Below are 19,260 nucleotides of genomic sequence, written 5' to 3' on the forward strand. Positions count from 1 at the left end.
CGATGCGGGTGGCTCTCATCGCGTCCGCGCGCCATCCGATCGCGGAACCCTTCGCGGGAGGTCTCGAAGCCCACACCTGGTCCCTCGCACACGCCCTGACCCGCCTCGGCCACCACGTGGAACTCTTCGCCGCACCCGGTTCCGACCCCGCCCTCGGAGCGTGCGAACTCCCGGTCCGCACAGCCGAGTTCTCCGCGGCGGCGCGCGCGGATGCGAGTATGCCCAGCGAAGTATGGATGAAGGAACACCACGCCTACCTGGGACTCATGCTGGACCTCGCTCGTGACGGCGAGGACCGTTTCGACGTCGTGCACAACAACAGCCTGCACCACCTCCCCGTCGCCATGGCTCCGGCTCTGCGCATACCGGTGGTGACGACGCTGCACACACCGCCCACGCCATGGCTGGAATCGGCCATCCGTAGCCACGACGCGTGCCCCGTGACGTTCACCGCGGTCAGCCGCTTCACCGCGACGGCCTGGCAGCCGACGGTGCCCGCCGCACACGTCGTGCGCAACGGCATCGACATCGACTTCTGGCAACCGGGCCCCGGCGGCGACGCACTGGCGTGGTCGGGTCGCTTCGTCCCCGAGAAGGCGCCGCACCTCGCCATCCTCGCCGCCCGCACCGCCGGTGTACCGCTGCGGCTGGCGGGACCCATCTCGGACCGGCGGTACTTCGAGGAGCAGGTGGCCCCCCTCCTGGGGCAGGACGCCGTCTACGCCGGGCACCTGGACCGCCGACAGCTCGGCGAACTTCTGGGGTCCTGCGCCGCTGCCCTCGTGACGCCCGGCTGGGACGAACCGTACGGTCTGGTCGTCGCCGAGGCACTTGCCTGTGGAACACCGGTCTGCGGGTTCGACCGCGGTGCCCTCGCGGAAATCCTCACCCCGCAATGCGGGCTGCTGGCACCGCCGGGGGACGTGGACGCCCTGGCCGCCCTCATTCCGCGCGTCATGGAACTCGACCGCCGGGACGCCCGCCGACGGGCGGAGGATTTCTGCTGCCTCGGCCGCACAGCGGATGCCTACACCCGGTTGTACGAAGAGGTGATGCGGTGATCGGCTACTACGTCCACCACCAGGGGCGCGGACACCTGCACCGTGCCATGTGCATCGCCGCACACGTGGAGGAAGAGGTCACGATCCTCTCCTCCCTGCCCCGGCCCGCAGACTGGCCGGGGCCTTGGGTACCGCTGCCGGAGGACACCGCCGACGCCCCCGGCGACCCGACCGCACATGGCCGGCTGCACTGGGTTCCGACCCACCACCCCGGCCACCGCGAGCGCATGGCAGCGATCGCCGAGTGGATCCGGTGGAAGAGCCCCGCCTTGTTCGTCAGTGACGTCTCGGTGGAGGCCGCCACTCTGGCACGCCTCATGGGCATCCCCGTCGTGGTCGCCGCCATGCGGGGCGACCGCCAGGACGAAGGTCACCGCCTCGCCTACGACCTCGCGGACGCCCTCCTGGCCCCCTGGCCGTCCAGCCTCCCGGAACCGGGCTGGCCCGGACACTGGTACGCCAAGACCGTCCACACCGGCGGCATCTCGCGCTACGACGGACGGCCCCGCCCCACCCCCGACAGCGGCACGTCGCCTTCGCGACGGGAGGTCGTGGTGATGTTGGGCGCGGGAGGGGCCGGCGTCACCGTCCCGCAGATCCAGGAGGCGGCCTGGGCCACCCCCGACTGGGCGTGGACCGTTATCGGCGGTCATCGAGCACCCTGGGTCGAGGACCCGTGGCCTGTCCTGTGCGGCGCGACCGTGGTGCTCACCCACGCCGGGCAGAACGCCATCGCGGAATGCGCCGCAGCACGGGTCCCGACCCTCGTCATCCCCCAGGAACGGCCCCATCGCGAACAGCACGCCACGGCCCGGGCGCTGGGGGCGGCGGGCCTGACCACCGTGCGGGACGCCTGGCCCGACCCGCAGGACTGGCCGACACTCCTGGCGGAGGCCGCCGCACGGCCCGACCGCTGGGCGCACTGGTCGCCCGGCGACGGCGCGCACAAGGCGGCACGCCTGCTCACCGACCTGGCTCGGCGAACATGACGGGAACCCGTCCGCGCACCGCGGTGATCACCCTCGCGGCCGGCCGGCACGAGCACCTGCTCCTCCAGCAGGACGGCCTTGCCGCGAGCCCGGCCGGCCCCGACCACTACGTGGTCGTCTCCATGGCGGACCCCGCCATCGCAGCCCTCACCGCCGGCAGGAAGCCCGCCGCGGACGTCATCGGCGTGCCCCGGCAGGACGGGCGTCTGCCGCTGGCTGCCGCCCGCAACGCCGGGGCCGAGCGGGCCCTCTCCTTCGGCGCGGACCTCCTGGTCTTCCTCGACGTGGACTGTGTCCCCGGCCCGGAACTCCTGAACGGCTACGCACGGGCCGCTCGTGACGGCGCCCTGCTCTGCGGCACCGTCGCCTATTTGCCGCCCGCGCCCGCGGGCGGCTACCGACTCGACTCCTTGCACGGCATGGCCCGGCCGCACCCTGCCCGTCCCGTACCGGAGGACGGTCAGGTCGTGCGCGGGGGAGATCCCCGACTGTTCTGGTCGCTGTCGTTCGCCCTCACCGCCCCCACCTGGGAACGGATCGGGGGCTTCTGCGAGGCCTACGCAGGGTACGGCGGCGAGGACACCGACTTCGCCGCCACCGCGGCCGAGCGAGGCGTTGACCTGTGGTGGGTGGGCGGCGCTCCTGCGTACCACCAGTACCACCCCACCCAACACCCGCCCGTTCAACACGTTGATGACATCCTCCGCAACGGCGCCATCTACCGGGAACGGTGGGGCACCTGGCCGATGGAGGGCTGGTTGCGCGAATTCGCGAGCCGAGGCATGGCCGCATACGAACCGGCCACCGACACGTGGCGTCGCAAGTAGGGCCGGGGGCGCTGGACTTCGAGAGCGGCACCCCCGTCCAGCAGGCACTGTGGCGCCTGGGGGAACGACGGACGGCGCTGGTGGTGGCGCACCGGCGGCTACTTGACCGCGCCCGCGGTGAGGCCCGAGCGCCAGAAGCGTTGGAGCAGGAGGAACGCGGCGACCAACGGGACCACCGCCACGAGCGAGCCGGTGATGGCCAACGAGTACATCTCGGGGCTCTCGGCCACCGACAGGTTCCACATGTGGAGCCCGAGGCTCACGGGGTACAGCTCCTCGTCGTTCAACATGACCAGCGCACCGTAGAAGTTGTTCCAGCTCGCGGTGAAGGAGAACAGGAACAGGGTCACGAACCCCGGTGCCAGCATCGGCAGCGCGATGGTGCGGAACGTCCGGACCTCCCCGGCGCCGTCCACCCGCGCCGCCTCGATCACCTCGTACGGGACGTAGCCCTCGGAGAACACCCGGGCGAGGTAGACGCCGAACGGGTTGACCAGGGAGGGGAGCAGCAGCGCCCCGTACGTGTTGGAGATGCCCGCCTGCGAGGCCAGCAGGTACATGGGCAGGGTCAGGACCGCGCCGGGCACCAGGACGCCGGCGAGGACCAGTCCGAAGAGCTTCTCCTTGCCCGCGAACCGGTAGGTGTCGAAGGCGTACCCCGCGGCGATCGAGATCAGGGAGGACAGGACCGAACCGACCACGGCGTACAGCAGCGTGTTGAGCAGCCAACGCCCGTAGATGCCGTCGTCATGGGTGAAGACCGCGTGCAGGTTCGAGAGGAGGTGGAACTCCCCGAGGGCGAAACCGTCGGTGCCGAAGAGGTCGCGACGGTTCTTGGTGGCGGCGATCAACAGCCAGCTGACGGGCATCAGGGTGTAGAGCGCCAGTACGGCCAGCACCGTGTTGACGGCCGCCTTGGAGCCCAGGGCGCGCGGCGCCCGGCGGCGCGGACGGGCGGCGGCGGGCCGGCCGGGTGCGGTGCGGGGCCGGCGGTCCGGGCGGCGGGTGACGGTGTCCGTGCTCATGATTCCTGCCACCGCTTCCCCGTCCGTGTGACCACGAAGGACAGTGCCCCGGCCACGAGCGCCAGGAGCAGTGACGCGGCGGCCGCGCCCGCGTAGTCCTGGTCCACGAAGGCCTTGCTGACGATGTACATGGTCGGTGACCAGTCGTTGCCGAGGGCTTGGGCCCGGGTGGAGAGCAGGTGCGGCTCGGTGAACAGTTGGACGGCGCCGACGCAGGTGAACAGGACGGTCATCACCACGGAGGAGCGGATGACGGGGACCTTGACGCGCAGGGCGATGCGCCAGGCGCCGGCCCCGTCCACGGTGGCGGCCTCGATGACCTCGCGGGGCACGGCCTGGAGCGCGGCGAAGAAGATCACCATGTTGTAGCCGATCCACTGCCACACGGCGATGTTCACCATCGAGGCCAGGGAGTTGCCGGGCGAGAAGAAGTCCCAGCTGCCGCCCGCGGCGTCGATCCAGCCGATGACCGGGCTGAGTCCGGGCGTGTAGAGGTAGATCCAGATCAGCGCGGCGATCAGCCCCGGCACGGCGTGCGGGAGGAAGAACGCGAGCTGGAAGAAGCGGGCCGCCCGCGCGTACGCCGAGTCGACCAGCAGGGCCAACCCCAGGGCCCCGCCGATCATCACCGGTACGTAGACCAGGCAGTAGGCGCCGACGTGCAGGAACGAGGCCCGGAACACCGGGTCGCCGAGGACGGCCGTGTAGTTGGCCGTCCCCGCGAACGTGCGCTCCACGCCGCCGAATCCGAGGCCCGAGGAGCGCTCCTGGAACAGGCTGGTCCATCCCGCGTACACCACCGGTGCGATCGTCACGAGGGTGAACAGCACGAAGAACGGGGCGAGGAACAGGACGACGGCGAAACGCTGTTGGCGGCGCAACGGGTTCGCGGTCGTGGGCGGGGTCGGGGCGGGGGAGGTCGGTGCCACGGGGGCGCTCCTTGGCCGTGGGTGCGGGTCCGGTGAGGGCTGCTGTCCGAAGCGGTGTCGGCGCGGCGCGGGGTGGTGTCGGCGGCCGCCGCGGGGGATCAACCGGCGAGTTCGAGACCGCGGTCGGTGATGGCCGTCGCGGCCGATCGCTGCGCCTTGGCCAGCGCGCCGGGCAGCCCGCCCCGCGCGGCCTCGTCCTTGAAGTCGGCGCCGACCTTGCCCCAGACGGGGCCCCAGGTCCACCCGGGGACGATGGTGGCGACCTGCGCGCGGGTCAGGGCGTATAGGTCCTGGCCGCCGAAGTAGGAGGTGTCGAAGGCCTGCGCCGCGACCTCGGCCATCGCGGGGTTCGCGGGCAGGGCGCTGCTCGGGCTCTTCAGGGCGCCGACGCGGGCCCGCATCGAGGCGGGATCGGTGGTCATCCACTTGATGAACTCGGCTGCGGCCGACTCGTGTTGGCTTCCCTTCGGCACGGCGAAGCTGGTGCCGCCGTACATCCCGCTGGCGGGCGTGCCCCAGTGGGGGATCGGGGCGACGCCCCACTTGCCCTTGAGGTCGGGCATGGCGGCGATCATCGGGCCCGCGCTCCACGAGGCGCCGATGACGCCCGCGCTCGTCCCGTCGGCCCTGGACTTGCTCTCCTCGGGCGTGCCGGCGCCGTGGCGGAACACGAGGTCGTCGTCGAGCATTCCCTGCCAGAAGGCGGCCACCTTCTGCGAGGGGGCGTCGTCGATCGCCGGCTTCCAGGCGTCGCCCTCGACGCGGAACCACCGGGCGCCGGCCTGCCAGGAGAGGGTCGCCTGGAGCGGGGCGTCGGTCGGGAAGGAACCGATGCGCGCCGCGGGGTCGGCGGCCTTGATCTTCTCGGCGGCCGTGCGGTACTCGTCCCACGTCGTCGGCACGTTCACGCCGTACTTCTCGAAGAGGTCCTTGCGGTAGAAGTACACCTGCGGGGTGGCGTCGAAGGGGACCGACCAGGTCCTGCCGCCGAAGGTCACCAGGTTCTGCACACCCGCCGGGAAGCTCTTTTTGACCAACTCGCCGGAGGACGCCGTGAGGTCCTTCAGGTAACCCTGGCTCGCGAACTCCGGGACCATGCTGTACTCGACGGTCGTCACGTCCGGCGCGTCACCGGCCTTGATGGCGTTGCTGATCTTGCTGTAGCCGTCCGGGCCGCCGGGTATCTGCGAGAACCGGACCTGGATGTCGGTGTGGGTCCTGTTGAACTCGGCGGTGGCGGCCTCGGCCCCGCTGGTCCAGGTCCAGTACGTGAGGGTCACCGGCTTGCCGCCGTTGTCGCCGCCGGCGCCGGAGGCCGCGGGGGAGTCGGAACCGGCGCACGCGGAGGCCAGGAGGGCGAGGGAGAGCGCTGCCGCAACCGCACCGCAGGTACGCAAGGACTGGGACGTCATGTGAACTGCTCCTTGGCGAGTGGGCTGAACGGCTCGAATCATTCGCCCCCACGAGATGAACGTCAAGAGCATATGAACAAATGATCAATATGATCAGTTCCGGGTATGGAGGGGCGCGTTCGGGGCTCCGTGCGGGCGGGGATCAGGCGGTACGGGTCAGGTCCTCGCGGAGCACCGGGTGCATGAAGGGCAGGCCCGCCGCGTAGCGGGCGATCTCCGCGATCGCGGAATCGGCCATCCGGTGCAGCTCGTTGCCCATCGACCCCGCGACGTGCGGCGTGAGCACCACGTTGGGCAGGTCGTACAGCGGATCGCCGGCCGGGAGGACCTCCGGTTCGGTGACGTCGATGACCGCCTGGAGGCGGCCGGCGGTCAACTCGTCGGTGAGCGCCGGGCCGTCGACCAGCGAGCCGCGCGCCGTGTTGATCAGGGTGGCGCCGTCGCGCATCAGCCCCAACCGCCCGCGGTCGATCATCGCGCGCGTCTCGGGCAACTCCGGCGCGTGCAGGCTGACGACGTCCGAGATCCGGCACAACTCGTCGAGCCCCACCGCGCGGACTCCGAGGAGATCGGCCGCCCCCTCGGTCACGTACGGGTCGTACAGCACGAGTTCGAGGTCGTACGGGTGCAACAGCTCGATCACCCGGCGGCCGATCCGCGAGGCCCCCACGATGCCGACGGTCCTGCGGTAGTTGCCCGCCCGCCCGTACCCCGGGTGCCAGTCGTGCGGCCGGCCGCGAAGGCGGCGGTACTCCTCGCGGACCTGCATCACCCGTTTGTTGGAGAGCAGCACCATGGCCACGGTGTACTCGGCCACGGGCAGGGAATTGGCGTGCGCGGCGGAGGAGACGGTGATGCCGCGGTCCCAACAGGCGTCGGTGACGAAGTGCTTGACGGACCCTGCGGCGTGCACGACGGCCCTGAGGCGCGGCGCCCCGGCCAGCGCCCGGGCGTCGATCGTGGGGGCTCCCCAGAAGGTGAGGAGCACCTCGGCCCCGGCCAGGGCGCCTGAGATCCCGGGTGTGGTGAAGTCGGCGGCGACGACGTCGAGATCGGACTCGGCGACCTGGAGCAGGCGCCGGGAACCGGCCTCGTCGAGCAGGCGGGGCAGGAGTGCGGGATCCATCGCGAGCAGGGTCCGCGGGCGGCGACCGGGCATCTGGGTGCTCCTTGCGGCGGGGTGAGGCCGCGCCGACTCTATGGAGCCGGATTCCGATCGTCAAGATCTATCGATCGTAAAGCTCTATTCGCTCAAAACGATCGTATGGTGGTCTGGTTCCCGTGCTGGTCCGTTCATGGCGTTGTCGCGGAACCGTGTCCCGGGGAGGTCGTCGGGCCCGATCACTTCACGTCCGCGGCGACGCCGCCCGGCTGGGGCCGGGTCCGCACGCCCCAGCGGGCGAGGGCGGGGCCGGCCGCGCCCAGCGCCGCGAAGAACAGCGCCAGCAGCAGCCACCCCGTCGTGCCGAGGCCGAGCACCAACGTCGTCAGGATCGCCGGGGCGAGGGCCTGGCCCGCGTTGAAGCCGAGGCCGAGGAGGCCCTGGTACTGGCCCTGGGCGTGGTCGGGAGCGAGACCGAAGCCGAGGGCGAAGGCCGCCGAGGACTCCCATACCTCGGCCAGGCTGTGGACGAAGACGGCGGCCAGGACCAGTGCCGCCGCCGCCCACACCGGGGTGTGCGCCGCCAGCGCCATCAACGGACAGCTGACGAGGAACAGCAGACCCGCGATGCGAAACGCCCTGCCGCCGTCGTGCGGGGTTTCGATCCGGGAGCCGATCCTGGTCTGCGTCAGCACGCAGAAGGCGGCATTGACGGCGAACAGCGCCGCGATCGTCCAGCGCGGCGCTTCGGTGTGCTCGGAGATCCAGATCGGCAGGAGCAGGGAGACCACCGGGTATTGCAGTCCCATGGCCCCGTAGAGGGCGGTGAACGTCAGGAACGGGCGGTCCGAGAAGGCGACCCACCGGCGCCGGCGCGGCGGCGCCGGCAGCACCGGATAGCGGGGCAGGCGGAGCAGGAGCGCCGCGCACAGGGCGAAGCTCGCCGCGTTGCCGAGGATCAGCGTGACGTAGGCGCCACGGGTGTCCACGGCCAGCGCCAACCCGGCACCGACGGTTCCGAGGATGACGCCCAGGTTGACGAAGGTGCGCAACCTGGCCCGGAACAGGGCGGGGCGCTCACCCCCGACCCGGACCACCAGCGCGCCCCAGGCCGCCCCACCCGCCGCCGCGGCGATCTGGTCGACGGTCGCGATGATCGTGAGCGCGGCCCAGCTCTCGACGAGGACGAGGGCGGCCATCGACAGCGCCTGGACCGCGAGGGCCGCCATCATGATCGTGCGGGCCCCGCGCCGGTCGGCGAGATGCCCTCCGGGTATCCCCGCGCCCAGGCCGATCAGCCCGGCGATGGTGAGCGCGGCGCCGACCTGCACCGCGGGCAGGCCCACGACCAGGGTGAAGTAGAGCGCCGACGCCGCGTTGAACAGACCGTTGCCGACCCGGTTGACGAAACTGGCGGCGATCAGCACGCGCTCCGGCCCGCTGTCCCCCGCCACGCCGCTTATTCGGCCGGACAGGCCCCCCTTGATCATGGACGGCAGGCTAACAGCGGGCTCGGAACCAGCCGGACGCCGACCGAGGCCGCCGGGCCCGTACCACCGCGGTCCGGGATCGCCGGACCCGTACCGCTGCCGGTCGCTATCCGGGCGAGGGGGTGTCCGTTCGGGCCGCGCGGAGCAACTGCACCCGCCAGTTCGTGCGGGCGTCCGCCGGGCGGGCCCGCACCCGGGTCGTGAGGCCGGACCGGAACGCCCGGAGCAGCTCTCCGGGGCGGCGAGGGTCTCCACCAGCGCGTTGAAATCGTTCCCCCGGATGTCGGTGTGCGTGACCGCCACCGCGATGCCCGGCGCCCGGCCGCGGGCGCCGGCCACGACGCGGGCCATCGGCTCCAACGCGTTGCCATCCGAGGCGCACCCGGGTCGGCCCCCCGCAGAGCCCGTCCCTCGTCCGGCAGCGGGAGCGCCGCCACCGCCCGGTCGAGCATGTCCAGCGCGGTCCCGATGCCGACGTGCCGCGCCGCCGGGTGCCGGCCGTAGCCGCTGCCCGTCATCCCGGTCCCGTCGCGCACCACCACACGTCCGGAGGCCGATGTCCTCGTGGCCGTACACCACCCTGGGCCGCGCCCCGATCCGGTCGCATCCGCGCGCGGACGACGATCAGGACTGCGCGCCGCCTCCCAGCAGGGTGCGGGCGGCCGAGCGCAGGCGGGCGTCGGTGCCGGTGCTGCGGCGCCCCGTGATGCCGGAGCGGAACAGGGCGGACCCCTCCATCAGCATGACGAAGACCTCCGCCCGGTGGTGCGCGTCGGCCGCCGACACCCCGGGTGCGTTGTCCCGGACGAACGAGGCCACGTGCGCGGCGTACCGGTCGTAGAAGGCACGGACCGCCGCGGCCGCCTCCTCGTCGTGGGCGGCGAGGGCCCACACCTCGGTGAACAGCCGCACCAGACGCGGGTCGTCGTGATCGGAGAGGACACCGTCGAGGAGGGCGTCGAGTGCGGCGTCCAGGCCGGCGCCCCGTCCGGAACCGGGGCCGGCCTCCGCCGTGCGAGCGGTGTCGGTGAGGTGGGTGACGCGTTCCAGGGACAGGGTCAGGACCCGCTCCAGGAGCGCCGACAAGAGGTCGGTGCGGGCCGGGAAGTAGTACTGGAGGTGCCCCAGGCGGACCCCGGCCTCCTCGGCGACCGCCCGCAAGGTGAGTTCCGATCCGCCGGCGGACGTGAGGACGCGTTCGGCGGCGTCGAGGAGGGCCGCTCGGCGCTGCTGCCCCTTGGGCGTCGGTCCCGCGCTCACGCGGCGGCCCCCGTCCCGGCCCGACCGCTCCCGGCGCCGTGTTCGTGGGGTGCTTCCCGCCGCTCGGAGCCCGTGCCCGATTCCCCGTCCACCGTGACCTCGACGCCGTGCGCCGCGAGCTGGGCGGGCGCGCGCGCCGGATCCGGATGCTGTTCCGGGAAGGCCAAGCCCCGAGGGGCGGGGGAGCCGTCCGTGCCGAGTACGCGGCGCAGGCCCAGAACGGCTCCGACAGCCGTCAAGTGGTGCTGCCCGCGCGGGTCGGCGACGGTCGCCGTGCGCGAGCGCCCGCCGTGGCCGACGTCGATCCGCAGCCGGGCGGTGCCGCCCTCGCCCGGCGAGTGGAGCAGCGCCCGACGGGCGGGAGCCCAGCGTTCGCCGTCGGCCCAGCGGAAGAAGCCCGTGCCGCGCAGTGCGAGGAGCGCCCGGGTCGCGGCCGGGGAGCTGAATCCGATGCGGGTGGCCGCGGTGGCCGTGCCGAGGGTCAGCGGCAGGGTGTACTGCTCCGGGGTGTCGATGCGGGCGACGCGTACGGAGGTTCCGTCGATGCGGACCGTACGGGACTCCGTCATCGGCGCGGCCAACCGGCGCCTACCGCCGTCCACCACCTCGAAGGCCACGCCCAGCCGGTCCATGAACTCCACGGAGTCCGCGCCCGCCCGGTCGGCCATGTCCCAGCGAATGGCGATCTCCACCCGCTCGGCGCCGCCCAGCTCCTCGGCCAGGACGGCCGCCACCAGGCTGCTGACCCCGCCCATCCAGGCGGACGACAGCAGCACCGGTGCGGTCGGGCGGAGCAGGGCGGCGACGGTGACGGCCCGTTGCAGCCGACCCGTCCACCGGGTGATGTCGACGTACGGGACACCCGCCGCCGCGGCGGCCAACAGCACCCTGTCCTCAGGGTCGTTGACCGAGCTGATCACGGCCCGGACGGCCGCCCGGAACGGGGACGGGTCCGCCAGGTCCCAGGCGCGCACCTCGCTCCCGGTCTCGGCGGCCAGCGCGGCGCCCCGGCCCGGCGTGCGGCCGGTCAGCAGGGTCGGGGTGTCCACGGCCAGGATGCGGGCGATTTCGGCACCCACCGTGCCGTACCCGCCGGTGATCAGCACGGGGCCGGAGGGGTCATGGCGCAGCTCGTCGATCGATTCGGTGATCATGGGCCTTACTTTAGGTCAGACGACCTAGAAATGCGACCGGGGTGGTCGTCGGAGCGGCCGGAGCGCCCGGACGTCCCACCCCGAACGGCGAGGACCGCCGACCGTCGGGAGGCTGCCGGACGCCCCGGCCCGGCCGGGGGACTGGGACGGAACGTTCCGCCCCCGCCCCCGGCCCGGCGGGTGGACGGGAAGGCCTACGGGCGGAGCCCGGCCAGCAGGACGGACGTCACGACCCGGTCGGCCGTGCCGGTGTTCCAGTCGGCGTTCATGGGGCTGACGGCGATCCGGCCGGCGGCCACGGCTTCCAGGTCACCACCCTTGGCGGCGGGCCGCAGGGACACCTTGACCGCCACCTTCCAGGTGCCGTCGCCGGCGTCGGTGAACTCCGGTTCCAGGACCGTCTGCGGGTCCTGGAAGGTGGTGGCGACCCCGGCGGCCGTGCCCTTGCCGTCAGCGCCGATGACCGGGTGGTTGACGTTCAGGCCCACACCCTCGGGCAGCAGCGGACCGGACCGGGCGCGGGCCCGCAGCCGGTCGATCAGCTTCACGGCGAAGTCCATCGTGGGAACCATCGCGTTGACGGTCGTCACGGGGTCGGGCACGGTCAGGGCGCCGGTGCTCAGGGCGATGGCCGGGACCCCCGATTCCAGCGCGGTGACGGCGCCGCCGACGGTCCCGGAATGCGTGGCGAGCCCGGCGACGTTCGGGCCGAAGTTCGTCCCGGAGACCACCAGGTCCGGAGCGCGGCCCTGGAAGACCTCCGCGAGCCCGAAGGCCACCGAGTCGCCGGGCGTGCCGTCCACGGCCCACACCTTCGGCTCGGGGTGCTTCACGCTCACGGACGGGGCGTTCGTCATCTTCGTCCCCGTGCCGCTCTGATTGGTGAGCGGGGCGACGATCGTGACGTCGTGCCCGGCCGCGGTCAGGCGCTCGTACGCTTTGCGGATGCCCGGAGCGTCGTAACCGTCGTCGTTCGTGAGCAGGATGCGCAGCGGGCCGGCGGGCGGGCCCTGCGGTGAGGCGGTGGCGGGCGCCGTACCCACCAGGGCGGGCGCGCACAGCACCAGGGCGGCCAGGGACAGAACTCGCATGCGTCTCACGGAGTGCTCCTTCGGAGAGGGAGGTGCGGGGAGGGACGTGCGGGACGGAAGGGTCGTGAGGGTGGGCCGGGCCGGGTGGTGACCGGCGGGCGGGCGACCCTCGGCGCCCGCCCGCCGGAGTGCGGGGCGGGCGGGCCCGTCGCGCGGACGGGCCCGGGGGAGATCAGCGCACGCTGCGGATCGGGAGGATCGCGAGGGCGCCGATCAGCGAAAGGGCTCCGCCGACGAGGAACAGCGGGGTGTAGCCGCCCAGCGCGGTCACCACGGCGGAGGCGACGAAGGGGGCGATGATCTGCGGCCCCGCGTTCGCGACGTTGAGGACGCCCATGTCGCGGGCGGCGTCCTCGGCCCGCGGCAGGACCAGGGTGACGAGGGCGGTGTCGACGGCCATGAAGCAGCCGAACGCGAGCCCGTTGAGCGCACTGAAGACGAGCATGCCCGTCCAGGTCGGGCTGATGACCGGAACCACCATGACGAGACCGGCCAGCGCGGCGGAGACCCCGACGAACACCTTGCGGCGGTTCCACCGGTCGGACAGCAGCCCACCGACCACCGTGGACACGGCCATCGCGACCATCGACACGGGGGTGAGGACGGCCATGGCGGCGGGCGGTGTCAGTCCTTGGGGCAGCGCGATGTGGTCGCCGAGGATGTAGAGCTGGTAGCCGACGACGGAGAAGTAGCCGAGGACCATCAGGGCCCGGCCGATGAAGGCCCACCGGAAGTCGTGGTTGGCCAGCGCGGAGAGGAAGGCGGCCCACTGGGCGCCCTTGGCCGCCCTCGTGACCGCGGTCGTCGACCCGGAGGGATCCGTCGGGCCGGTTCCGGCTTCCGCCGTGGCGCCCACCGCCGCGTCGGTGCGATCCGTCGGCTCCGTGCGCCGGACGTCCCGGCAGAACGTCGTGAGCAGCACGGCGGCCAGGGCGATGACGGCGCCGAAGACGAGGTACCCGACGCGCAGGTGCTCGGCGGTCCGGGAGGCGACGAGGACACCGACGGTCCCCCCGATGGGCAACCCCAGGCCCACCAGCGCGGACGCGGTACCGCGGCGGACCGCGGGTAGCCGGTCGGGCACGATGGCGGTGACGGCGGCCTGGTAGACGTTCATGGTCGCCTGGACGAGGCACCAGCCGATGCCCACGAGCAGAGCGGTGCTCACGCTCCCGAGGAACGCGAGCCCCACGAGCGAGGCGAGGGCGCCGCCGAGCACCCACGGCCCGCGCCGGCCGCTGCGGTCGGAGAGCGCACCGGCGATCGGGTTGAAGGCGGTCGCGAAGATGGCGCTGATCCCACCGATCAGGCCCAGCACGGCGACCTTGTCGTCCGGGGCGATCGCCGCGATCTGGGTGGGCAGGAGTACGGAACCGACTCCCATGTAGACCGCCATCATCGCGGAGTTGGCGACCAGCAGCAGCGGCAACAGCCCGCGCTGGCGGGGTGGTTCGGCGACTGCGGGGACGGGCGGGCCGGCGACTTCGTTCGTGGCCATGACGACTCCTCGGGGGACGGTGCGGGGAGGTGGCGAGCAGCGGTCGAGCGTGGGGGAGGGGCGCCGCGTGGGCGGCGGCGGGAGCGGGGCGACGGGCGACGGGCGGCAGGGCAGGGGTGTTGCCCGGAGCCGTGGGCCGACGGGCCCGTCGACGTGGGGTGTTGTTACACGTGTCACCAACGGCGCTGGAGACTGTGTAGCACCCATTCGGAGGCTCCGCCAGGGCCTGGGAAGGGTCGCGGTGCAGATCGTGACCACGGTGGCCCAGCGAGGGCGGTCGGGCCGCCGTGGGTGTGTGCGTGCCGTCGGGCGGCTCTCCGGGCCTCGTGATCTGACTCGTGTAACCTCGAACGAGGAAACGCGCGCGGAGCACGAGGAACGTCGAGGGACGCCATGGCCGATGAAACCCGGGTCCCCACGCCCAAGACGACGCCCAAGACGACGCCCAAGACGACGACCGAGGCAACGACCAAGACGGCGACCGAGACAACGACCCCGCCGGCCACGGCCGCCACCACGAGTGCGGACGTGGCCCGACTCGCGGGCGTCTCGCGCGCCACCGTCTCCTTCGTCCTCAACGACACCCAGGGCCACCGCGTCAGCGAGGCCACCCGGGCCCGCGTGCTCGACGCGGCCCGCCGGCTGGGCTACGTACCGCACGCCGCGGCCCGGTCCCTGCGGGCCGGACGCAGCAACCTCGTGCTGATGCCCTCCTCGGTCTCCGCCATAGGGCGCTTGGTCAGCGACTGGGTCGACGACCTGCACGGCGAGCTGGACCGGCACGGCTACACGGCCGTGCTGCACGCGGGCCGTTTCGACGACCCCGTGGACGCCGCACGGGCCTGGGCGGAGCTGCGTCCGGCCGGTGTCGTCGCTCTGGACGGCGACCGGTTCCCGCCCCGGGCGGCCGAACTGCTACGCCGGGCGGGCGTGCGCGGGCTGCTGGCGTTCGCGGCGCACCCCGTCGAGGGCGTGCACACCGTCGGCTTCGACCACGCGCACATCGGCGCCACCGCGGCCGAGCACCTCATCGCCCGTGGCCGCACCCGGATCGGCGTGGTCGTGCCACAGGAGCGCGGTCTCGGGACGCTGGCCCGGCCGCGCCTGGCCGGCGCGGAATCGGTCGCGGCCCGGCACATGGCGACCGTCACTCCGCTCGAACTGGCCTACACGCGCGCATCGGCGACCGAACTGGCCCGGCGGTGGCGGGGCCTCGGGCTCGACGCGGTGTTCGCCTACAACGACGAGTACGCCACCCTGCTGCTGCACGCGTTCCGTGCCGAGGGCGTCGTCGTACCGGACGAGGTCGCCGTCGTGGGCTCCGACGACCTGGTCCTGTCCGCGTTCCAGCAGCCCGCGCTCACGTCGGTGCGCCTGGAACTGCCGTCGCCCGCGCGGATCGCGGACTGCCTGCACGAGCTGATCTCCACGGGGACGGCCCCGGACCTGCCGCCCGTCGAAGCCGTCCTCGTTCCCCGCGAGACCTCCTGATCGACGGCCGGTATCCCGGCCGGCGCCGGCCGCGCCGTTCGGGCCGGTCCGTACGACGGGCGGGACTCCCCTCCGGTCCCGCCCGTCGCCTTCAGCCCTGCGGGACGGGGTCCGGCGTGTGCGCGGCCGCCCCCCGGCGGTCGTGCACACGTGCCCGCTCCCGCAGCAGCGCGGGTGCGCGGAACCACCAGGCCAGTAGGCCGACCCCGGCGCCGGCTGCCGCGCCGGCCGCGGTGTCGGTCAGCCGGTGGTTCACGCAGACCGGCGGGTTCACCGGGCGCGGCCGGTCCACCAGGTGCTTGAGCCCCTGGATGACGGCATGTGGGCGCCCAGGTAGGTGACGAGCAGGAAACCGGCGGACAGCAGTCGCCGCCGTACCAGCAGCAGCAACGCGAGCAGGACGAGCGGGACGACGGTTCCTGACGGTCCGCCGAACCTAGTTGAACGCGGCGGCCACGGCGGCGTACGGCCCTTCGTGCGGCCCGCCCATCCAGCGCAGCCGGCGTTCGTCCAGGCCCTGGAAGGGCGGATGCACGACGTCGGGGCGGATGACGAGGGCCAGAAGCGCGGCGCCTCGGAGGAGCAGCAGACCCGACGCGAGCGCGCCGCGGCCCCCGGTTCGCCCCGGAGGCGCCGGGTCTGCCGGTGGGGGTGTCGGCGGTGGTGGTGGCGGGGGAGGTGGACAGGACTGCCTTTCCGGACCGCGGGAGCGGCCGCGGCCGTGGGTGCGGGGGCGCGTGGGGGCGTGGGTGTGGGCAGGGCCGACCGGAGGTGTTGTCCGCGTGGCGTACGGCGCTCCGAGGTCGCCTCCGGTCGGCGCGTGGCAGGGACCCGGGTCAGGCCCCGGCGCCGAGGTGGCTGGCGAGGAAGGCGACGCTCTCGGTGACGATCCTCCCGACGTCCGGCGAGCCGAGGAAGATGTGGTCGGCGCCGTCCACGGGCCGCAGGGTGACCGCCCCACCGGCCCCCTCCAGCGCCCGCGCGAGGACCTCGCTCTGGCTGTACGGGACCAGCCCGTCCCGGGTGCCGTGGACCAGGAGGAACGGCGGCGGCGGGTTCGTGCCGTCGGCGTACGTCACCGGGCTCGCGGCCCGGGCCAGCGCGGGGCGTTCGGCCTCGGTGCCGCCCAGTAGGGCCTCGTACGGGTCGGGGAACCCGTCGGCGCCGGGCATCGGCGGCATGGGGTGCTCGGCGAGGGCGGTCAGGTCGGAGACCCCGTACCAGTCGACGACGGCCAGCACTCCGGTGTCCCCGGAGCCGACGCCGTGCGCTCCCTCCAGGGCGGCGCCGTCCGGGCTGCCGGGGCCGACGAGTCCGGCGAGGGCCGCGAGGTGGCCGCCCGCCGATTCCCCCCAGACGCCGATCCGGTCCGGGTCGATGCCCAGGACCTCGGCGAAAGCGCGGACGTAGCGGATCGCGGCCTTCACGTCGTGCAGTTGGGCCGGGAACGGGGCTTCGAGGCTGTGCCGGTAGTCGATGGAGACCAGGGCGAGCCCGGCGTCCAGGACCGCGCCGTGGAGGAGTTCGGCGGGCACGGTCGGCGGCGGGTAGCGGCGGTCGCCGTCCAGCCAGCCGCCGCCGTGGATCCACACGACCGCCGGGAACGGACCCTCGCCCGCCGGGGTCCGCACGTCGAGCAGCCGGGGCCGGAACCCCGGCGTGGTCGCGTAGGTGACCCCGTCGAAGAGCCGTACGCCGTCGGCGCCCGTCCGGGGCGGTACGGGGGGCTGGTAGGGCGGGGGCGGCCAGGTCATGTCGGCGAGGTCCAACCCGGCCGTGGGGGATTGCGTCATTGCGGCCCTTCGATTCGGCGCGGCCGTGGCGGCCGGCGGGTCCCGGCGCGGACGCAGGCTTCGTGACGTTCGTCCGAAATGCTTGCGTGGGTCCGCTGGGGGAGGCATGACTTGTTACACGTGTAATCAGAACACTAGCGACGCGTTTCGGCTGACCACAAGCCCACGGGGCGGATGACTTCCCGGCCGGTCGTACGGGCCGCTCGGGCGGCTGCGGACCCGGGTCAGCGGCGTCCCGACCGGCGCGCGGAGCGCGAAGGGGTGTCGGTGTCGGTCAGGGCCGCGGTGAGCGCGGCGTGGTCGGCCAGGGTCAGGTCCGCGTAGTCCAGGGCGAAGCGGGTGACGGCCTCGTCGAATGAGTCCCCGGCGCCCAGGTAGCCGGCGATCGCGCACCGGTCGCCGGTCCGGGCGTGCGCCCGGGCCAACGTACGGCCGCACAGGCGGGCGTACCCCTCCAGCATCAGCGGGTCCATGCCGGCGACGTCCGCCGAGCCCTTCATGTCGCGCAACTGCCGCCAGTAGAAGTGCCGGCCCTCCGGTCCCGTGGCCCAGCCCAGGAAGATGTCGGCGGCCGCCTGGAGCAGCCGTTGTCCGGCCACCACCCGGTGCCCGGAGTGCCGGTGCGCCGACGGTCCGAGGGGGGCCTCCAGCACCGACGGCACGGCCTCCTTGATCTGGAGGAAGAGCGGGTCGGCGTCGTCGCGGCCGGTCAGGAGCACCACGAAGCAGCGGGTGCCGACACTGCCGACGCCCACCACCTTGCGGGCGACGTCCACCACGTGGAACCGGTCCAGCAGGAGCCGCCGTTCCTCCGGCAGCGAGGCCCGGTACTCCTGGAACACCTGCTCCACCATCGCCTCGTCGAGGGAGTCGACCGGCTCCAACAGCGGCGGCTCGAACCGGATCCGGAGCCTGCCGTCCACCACCTCGGCCAGCCTGTCCAGCGCTTGGAGACTGGTCCGCCGCCGGGCCCGCGCCAGCCCCGACGCGACCCGCTCCCGGTGCCGTCGTCGTACCAGAGGCAGCACCTCCGCGCTGTCCACCCGCTCGTACCAGACGGCGAGTTCACCCAATCCGGCCAGCCGGCGCATGTTCCGCCGGTACGCGGCGGCGGCCGCCCCGGCGGCGCGCCGGGCGGCCTTGTCACCGTGCCCGTTGTCCCGGGAAGCCACGGCCACGCTCGCCGCGAGCCGTTTCACGTCCCACTCGAAGGGGCCCGGCAGCGTCTCGTCGAAGTCGTTCAGGTCGAACAGCAGGGCCCGCTCGGGCGAGGCGTACAGGCCGAAGTTCAGCAGGTGCGCGTCCCCGCACAACTGCACCACCAGCCCGCTGTGCGGGGTCGACGCCAGGTCGGCGGTCATCACGGCCACCGCGCCGCGCAGGAAGGGGAACGGTCCGGCCGCCATCCGGGAGTACCGCAACGGCAGCAACTCGGGCAGCCGGTCCGCGCCCTGCGCCGCCAGCAGGGCCACCGGGTCCGGGCGGCTGTCGGGCGGGGGCGTCGCCGCGTGTTCCGACCGGGGCAGCCGCTTGCGCCGCGCCCGACCGGAGCGGGCCCGTTCCTCGGGGGACGGGGGCGGAGCCATTGCCATCCCCCAGTCATATCACCGGCTCCGGGTGTGCGCCGTCCGGGGGAACGCCCGGTGCGCCGGACCGGCGGGCGGCCCTCCGCGACGCAAGGTCCTTTCCGGCGGCCGTGTTCGACGCGGCCGCCGGCGGTATTCGGCAAGCCCGGCGGTGTCCGGCGGTGCCCGCGACGACGGGTGGCGTCCGGCGGGGTCCGGCAGTGGAATTTGGGGAGGCGCGGATGCGCATGTTCAGGAAGATCGCCGCGGCGGCGCCGGTGGCCGCAGTCTCGGCCGTTCTCCTCGCCGGGACGGCCCTGGCGTCGGGGTCGTACGCGGAGGGGCTGGTCGTCAGCTCGGCGGGGGTGAAGGTCCGCTCCAACCCGACCACCACGGCCCGGGTCGTCGGCACCCTCGCCCCGTGGCAGAAGGTCAAACTGTCCTGCCGGACCGAAGCCAAATGGGTGGAGGGCAACGACACCTGGTACCGGCTGCACGGCGACGGCTGGGTGTCCGCCCGGTACGTGCACAACTACACCAACGTGCCCTGGTGTTGAACCCGCGGCCGACCCG

The 19,260-nt window shown here is 73.3% G+C and carries 17 protein-coding genes; 5 read left to right on the top strand and 12 right to left on the bottom strand.

What is annotated here, in order from left to right; all coding sequences use genetic code 11:
• The first annotated feature begins 2 nt into the window (after positions 1-2).
• Genes ACZ4XJ_RS26360 through ACZ4XJ_RS26370 form a run of 3 tightly spaced genes read left to right on the top strand, consistent with a single transcriptional unit; the run spans position 3 to position 2,877 of the window.
• Positions 3-1,061 carry a glycosyltransferase gene (locus ACZ4XJ_RS26360; protein WP_468497723.1) on the top strand — a complete coding sequence of 353 codons (1,059 nt, stop codon included), beginning with the start codon at positions 3-5 and terminating at the stop codon, positions 1,059-1,061.
• A complete protein-coding gene (locus ACZ4XJ_RS26365) occupies positions 1,058-2,050 on the top strand; it encodes a glycosyltransferase (protein ID WP_468497605.1) in 993 nt (330 codons plus the stop codon). The genes ACZ4XJ_RS26360 and ACZ4XJ_RS26365 overlap by 4 nt, the downstream gene beginning before the upstream one ends.
• Positions 2,047-2,877 carry a glycosyltransferase family 2 protein gene (locus tag ACZ4XJ_RS26370; protein ID WP_468497606.1) on the top strand — a complete coding sequence of 277 codons (831 nt, stop codon included), beginning with the start codon at positions 2,047-2,049 and terminating at the stop codon, positions 2,875-2,877. The genes ACZ4XJ_RS26365 and ACZ4XJ_RS26370 overlap by 4 nt, the downstream gene beginning before the upstream one ends.
• Positions 2,878-2,975: 98 nt before the next feature.
• Here ACZ4XJ_RS26370 and ACZ4XJ_RS26375 read toward each other — a convergent pair whose 3' ends face one another.
• The 9 genes from ACZ4XJ_RS26375 to ACZ4XJ_RS26415 form a co-directional block, all read right to left on the bottom strand.
• Positions 2,976-3,902 (bottom strand): carbohydrate ABC transporter permease, encoded by a 927-nt coding sequence (locus ACZ4XJ_RS26375; RefSeq protein WP_362878561.1) that lies wholly within the window; start codon positions 3,900-3,902, stop codon positions 2,976-2,978.
• The gene (locus ACZ4XJ_RS26380; protein WP_468497607.1) at positions 3,899-4,831 is read right to left on the bottom strand and encodes a carbohydrate ABC transporter permease; all 933 of its coding nucleotides are present in this window, start codon (positions 4,829-4,831) and stop codon (positions 3,899-3,901) included. Before ACZ4XJ_RS26380 ends, ACZ4XJ_RS26375 begins: the two co-directional genes overlap by 4 nt.
• A gap of 98 nt (positions 4,832-4,929) precedes the next feature.
• Entirely contained in the window at positions 4,930-6,243 is a 1,314-nt protein-coding gene (locus tag ACZ4XJ_RS26385) for an ABC transporter substrate-binding protein (protein ID WP_362878565.1), read from the bottom strand.
• A gap of 142 nt (positions 6,244-6,385) precedes the next feature.
• On the bottom strand, positions 6,386-7,402 hold the full coding sequence (locus ACZ4XJ_RS26390) for a hydroxyacid dehydrogenase (protein WP_468497608.1): 1,017 nt from the start codon (positions 7,400-7,402) through the stop codon (positions 6,386-6,388).
• 182 nt (positions 7,403-7,584) lie between these two features.
• Positions 7,585-8,835 carry an MFS transporter gene (locus ACZ4XJ_RS26395; RefSeq protein ID WP_468497609.1) on the bottom strand — a complete coding sequence of 417 codons (1,251 nt, stop codon included), beginning with the start codon at positions 8,833-8,835 and terminating at the stop codon, positions 7,585-7,587.
• A 624-nt stretch (positions 8,836-9,459) separates the two neighbouring features.
• A complete protein-coding gene (locus tag ACZ4XJ_RS26400; RefSeq protein WP_362878570.1) occupies positions 9,460-10,095 on the bottom strand; it encodes a TetR/AcrR family transcriptional regulator in 636 nt (211 codons plus the stop codon).
• On the bottom strand, positions 10,092-11,249 hold the full coding sequence (locus tag ACZ4XJ_RS26405) for a saccharopine dehydrogenase family protein (protein WP_468497610.1): 1,158 nt from the start codon (positions 11,247-11,249) through the stop codon (positions 10,092-10,094). The genes ACZ4XJ_RS26400 and ACZ4XJ_RS26405 overlap by 4 nt, the downstream gene beginning before the upstream one ends.
• Positions 11,250-11,443: 194 nt before the next feature.
• A complete protein-coding gene (gene surE, locus ACZ4XJ_RS26410) occupies positions 11,444-12,340 on the bottom strand; it encodes a 5'/3'-nucleotidase SurE (protein ID WP_468497724.1) in 897 nt (298 codons plus the stop codon).
• Between the two features lie 172 nt (positions 12,341-12,512).
• Complete coding sequence (locus tag ACZ4XJ_RS26415) at positions 12,513-13,838, bottom strand: MFS transporter (protein WP_468497611.1); 1,326 nt, start codon at positions 13,836-13,838, stop codon at positions 12,513-12,515.
• A 393-nt stretch (positions 13,839-14,231) separates the two neighbouring features.
• On the opposite strand from ACZ4XJ_RS26415, the gene ACZ4XJ_RS26420 reads away from it, so the two are divergent.
• The gene (locus ACZ4XJ_RS26420; protein ID WP_468497612.1) at positions 14,232-15,329 is read left to right on the top strand and encodes a LacI family DNA-binding transcriptional regulator; all 1,098 of its coding nucleotides are present in this window, start codon (positions 14,232-14,234) and stop codon (positions 15,327-15,329) included.
• Positions 15,330-15,420: 91 nt separating this feature from the next.
• Here ACZ4XJ_RS26420 and ACZ4XJ_RS26425 read toward each other — a convergent pair whose 3' ends face one another.
• The 3 genes from ACZ4XJ_RS26425 to ACZ4XJ_RS26435 form a co-directional block, all read right to left on the bottom strand.
• Positions 15,421-15,621, bottom strand: coding sequence for a hypothetical protein (locus tag ACZ4XJ_RS26425; protein WP_468497613.1), 201 nt, complete (start codon positions 15,619-15,621; stop codon positions 15,421-15,423).
• Positions 15,622-16,165: 544 nt separating this feature from the next.
• Positions 16,166-17,122: an alpha/beta hydrolase fold domain-containing protein gene (locus tag ACZ4XJ_RS26430; protein WP_468497614.1), complete on the bottom strand. Its 957-nt coding sequence runs from the start codon at positions 17,120-17,122 to the stop codon at positions 16,166-16,168.
• 224 nt (positions 17,123-17,346) lie between these two features.
• Positions 17,347-18,708 (bottom strand): DUF2252 domain-containing protein, encoded by a 1,362-nt coding sequence (locus tag ACZ4XJ_RS26435; RefSeq protein ID WP_362878676.1) that lies wholly within the window; start codon positions 18,706-18,708, stop codon positions 17,347-17,349.
• Between the two features lie 221 nt (positions 18,709-18,929).
• On the opposite strand from ACZ4XJ_RS26435, the gene ACZ4XJ_RS26440 reads away from it, so the two are divergent.
• On the top strand, positions 18,930-19,244 hold the full coding sequence (locus ACZ4XJ_RS26440; protein WP_362878579.1) for an SH3 domain-containing protein: 315 nt from the start codon (positions 18,930-18,932) through the stop codon (positions 19,242-19,244).
• Positions 19,245-19,260: the final 16 nt, after the last annotated feature.

The organism is Streptomyces sp. NPDC029836, from assembly GCF_055574495.1.

Excerpts from the sequence above, each read along its gene's own strand:
- ACZ4XJ_RS26360 (WP_468497723.1), top strand. The coding sequence starts at position 3 with ATGCGGGTGGCTCTCATCGCGTCCGCGCGCCATCCGATCGCGGAACCC.
- ACZ4XJ_RS26370 (WP_468497606.1), top strand. The coding sequence starts at position 2,047 with ATGACGGGAACCCGTCCGCGCACCGCGGTGATCACCCTCGCGGCCGGC.
- ACZ4XJ_RS26375 (WP_362878561.1), bottom strand. The coding sequence starts at position 3,902 with ATGAGCACGGACACCGTCACCCGCCGCCCGGACCGCCGGCCCCGCACC.
- ACZ4XJ_RS26385 (WP_362878565.1), bottom strand. The coding sequence starts at position 6,243 with ATGACGTCCCAGTCCTTGCGTACCTGCGGTGCGGTTGCGGCAGCGCTC.
- ACZ4XJ_RS26390 (WP_468497608.1), bottom strand. The coding sequence starts at position 7,402 with ATGCCCGGTCGCCGCCCGCGGACCCTGCTCGCGATGGATCCCGCACTC.
- ACZ4XJ_RS26395 (WP_468497609.1), bottom strand. The coding sequence starts at position 8,835 with ATGATCAAGGGGGGCCTGTCCGGCCGAATAAGCGGCGTGGCGGGGGAC.
- ACZ4XJ_RS26405 (WP_468497610.1), bottom strand. The coding sequence starts at position 11,249 with ATGATCACCGAATCGATCGACGAGCTGCGCCATGACCCCTCCGGCCCC.
- surE (WP_468497724.1), bottom strand. The coding sequence starts at position 12,340 with ATGCGAGTTCTGTCCCTGGCCGCCCTGGTGCTGTGCGCGCCCGCCCTG.
- ACZ4XJ_RS26415 (WP_468497611.1), bottom strand. The coding sequence starts at position 13,838 with ATGGCCACGAACGAAGTCGCCGGCCCGCCCGTCCCCGCAGTCGCCGAA.
- ACZ4XJ_RS26420 (WP_468497612.1), top strand. The coding sequence starts at position 14,232 with ATGGCCGATGAAACCCGGGTCCCCACGCCCAAGACGACGCCCAAGACG.
- ACZ4XJ_RS26430 (WP_468497614.1), bottom strand. The coding sequence starts at position 17,122 with ATGACGCAATCCCCCACGGCCGGGTTGGACCTCGCCGACATGACCTGG.
- ACZ4XJ_RS26435 (WP_362878676.1), bottom strand. The coding sequence starts at position 18,708 with ATGGCTCCGCCCCCGTCCCCCGAGGAACGGGCCCGCTCCGGTCGGGCG.
- ACZ4XJ_RS26440 (WP_362878579.1), top strand. The coding sequence starts at position 18,930 with ATGCGCATGTTCAGGAAGATCGCCGCGGCGGCGCCGGTGGCCGCAGTC.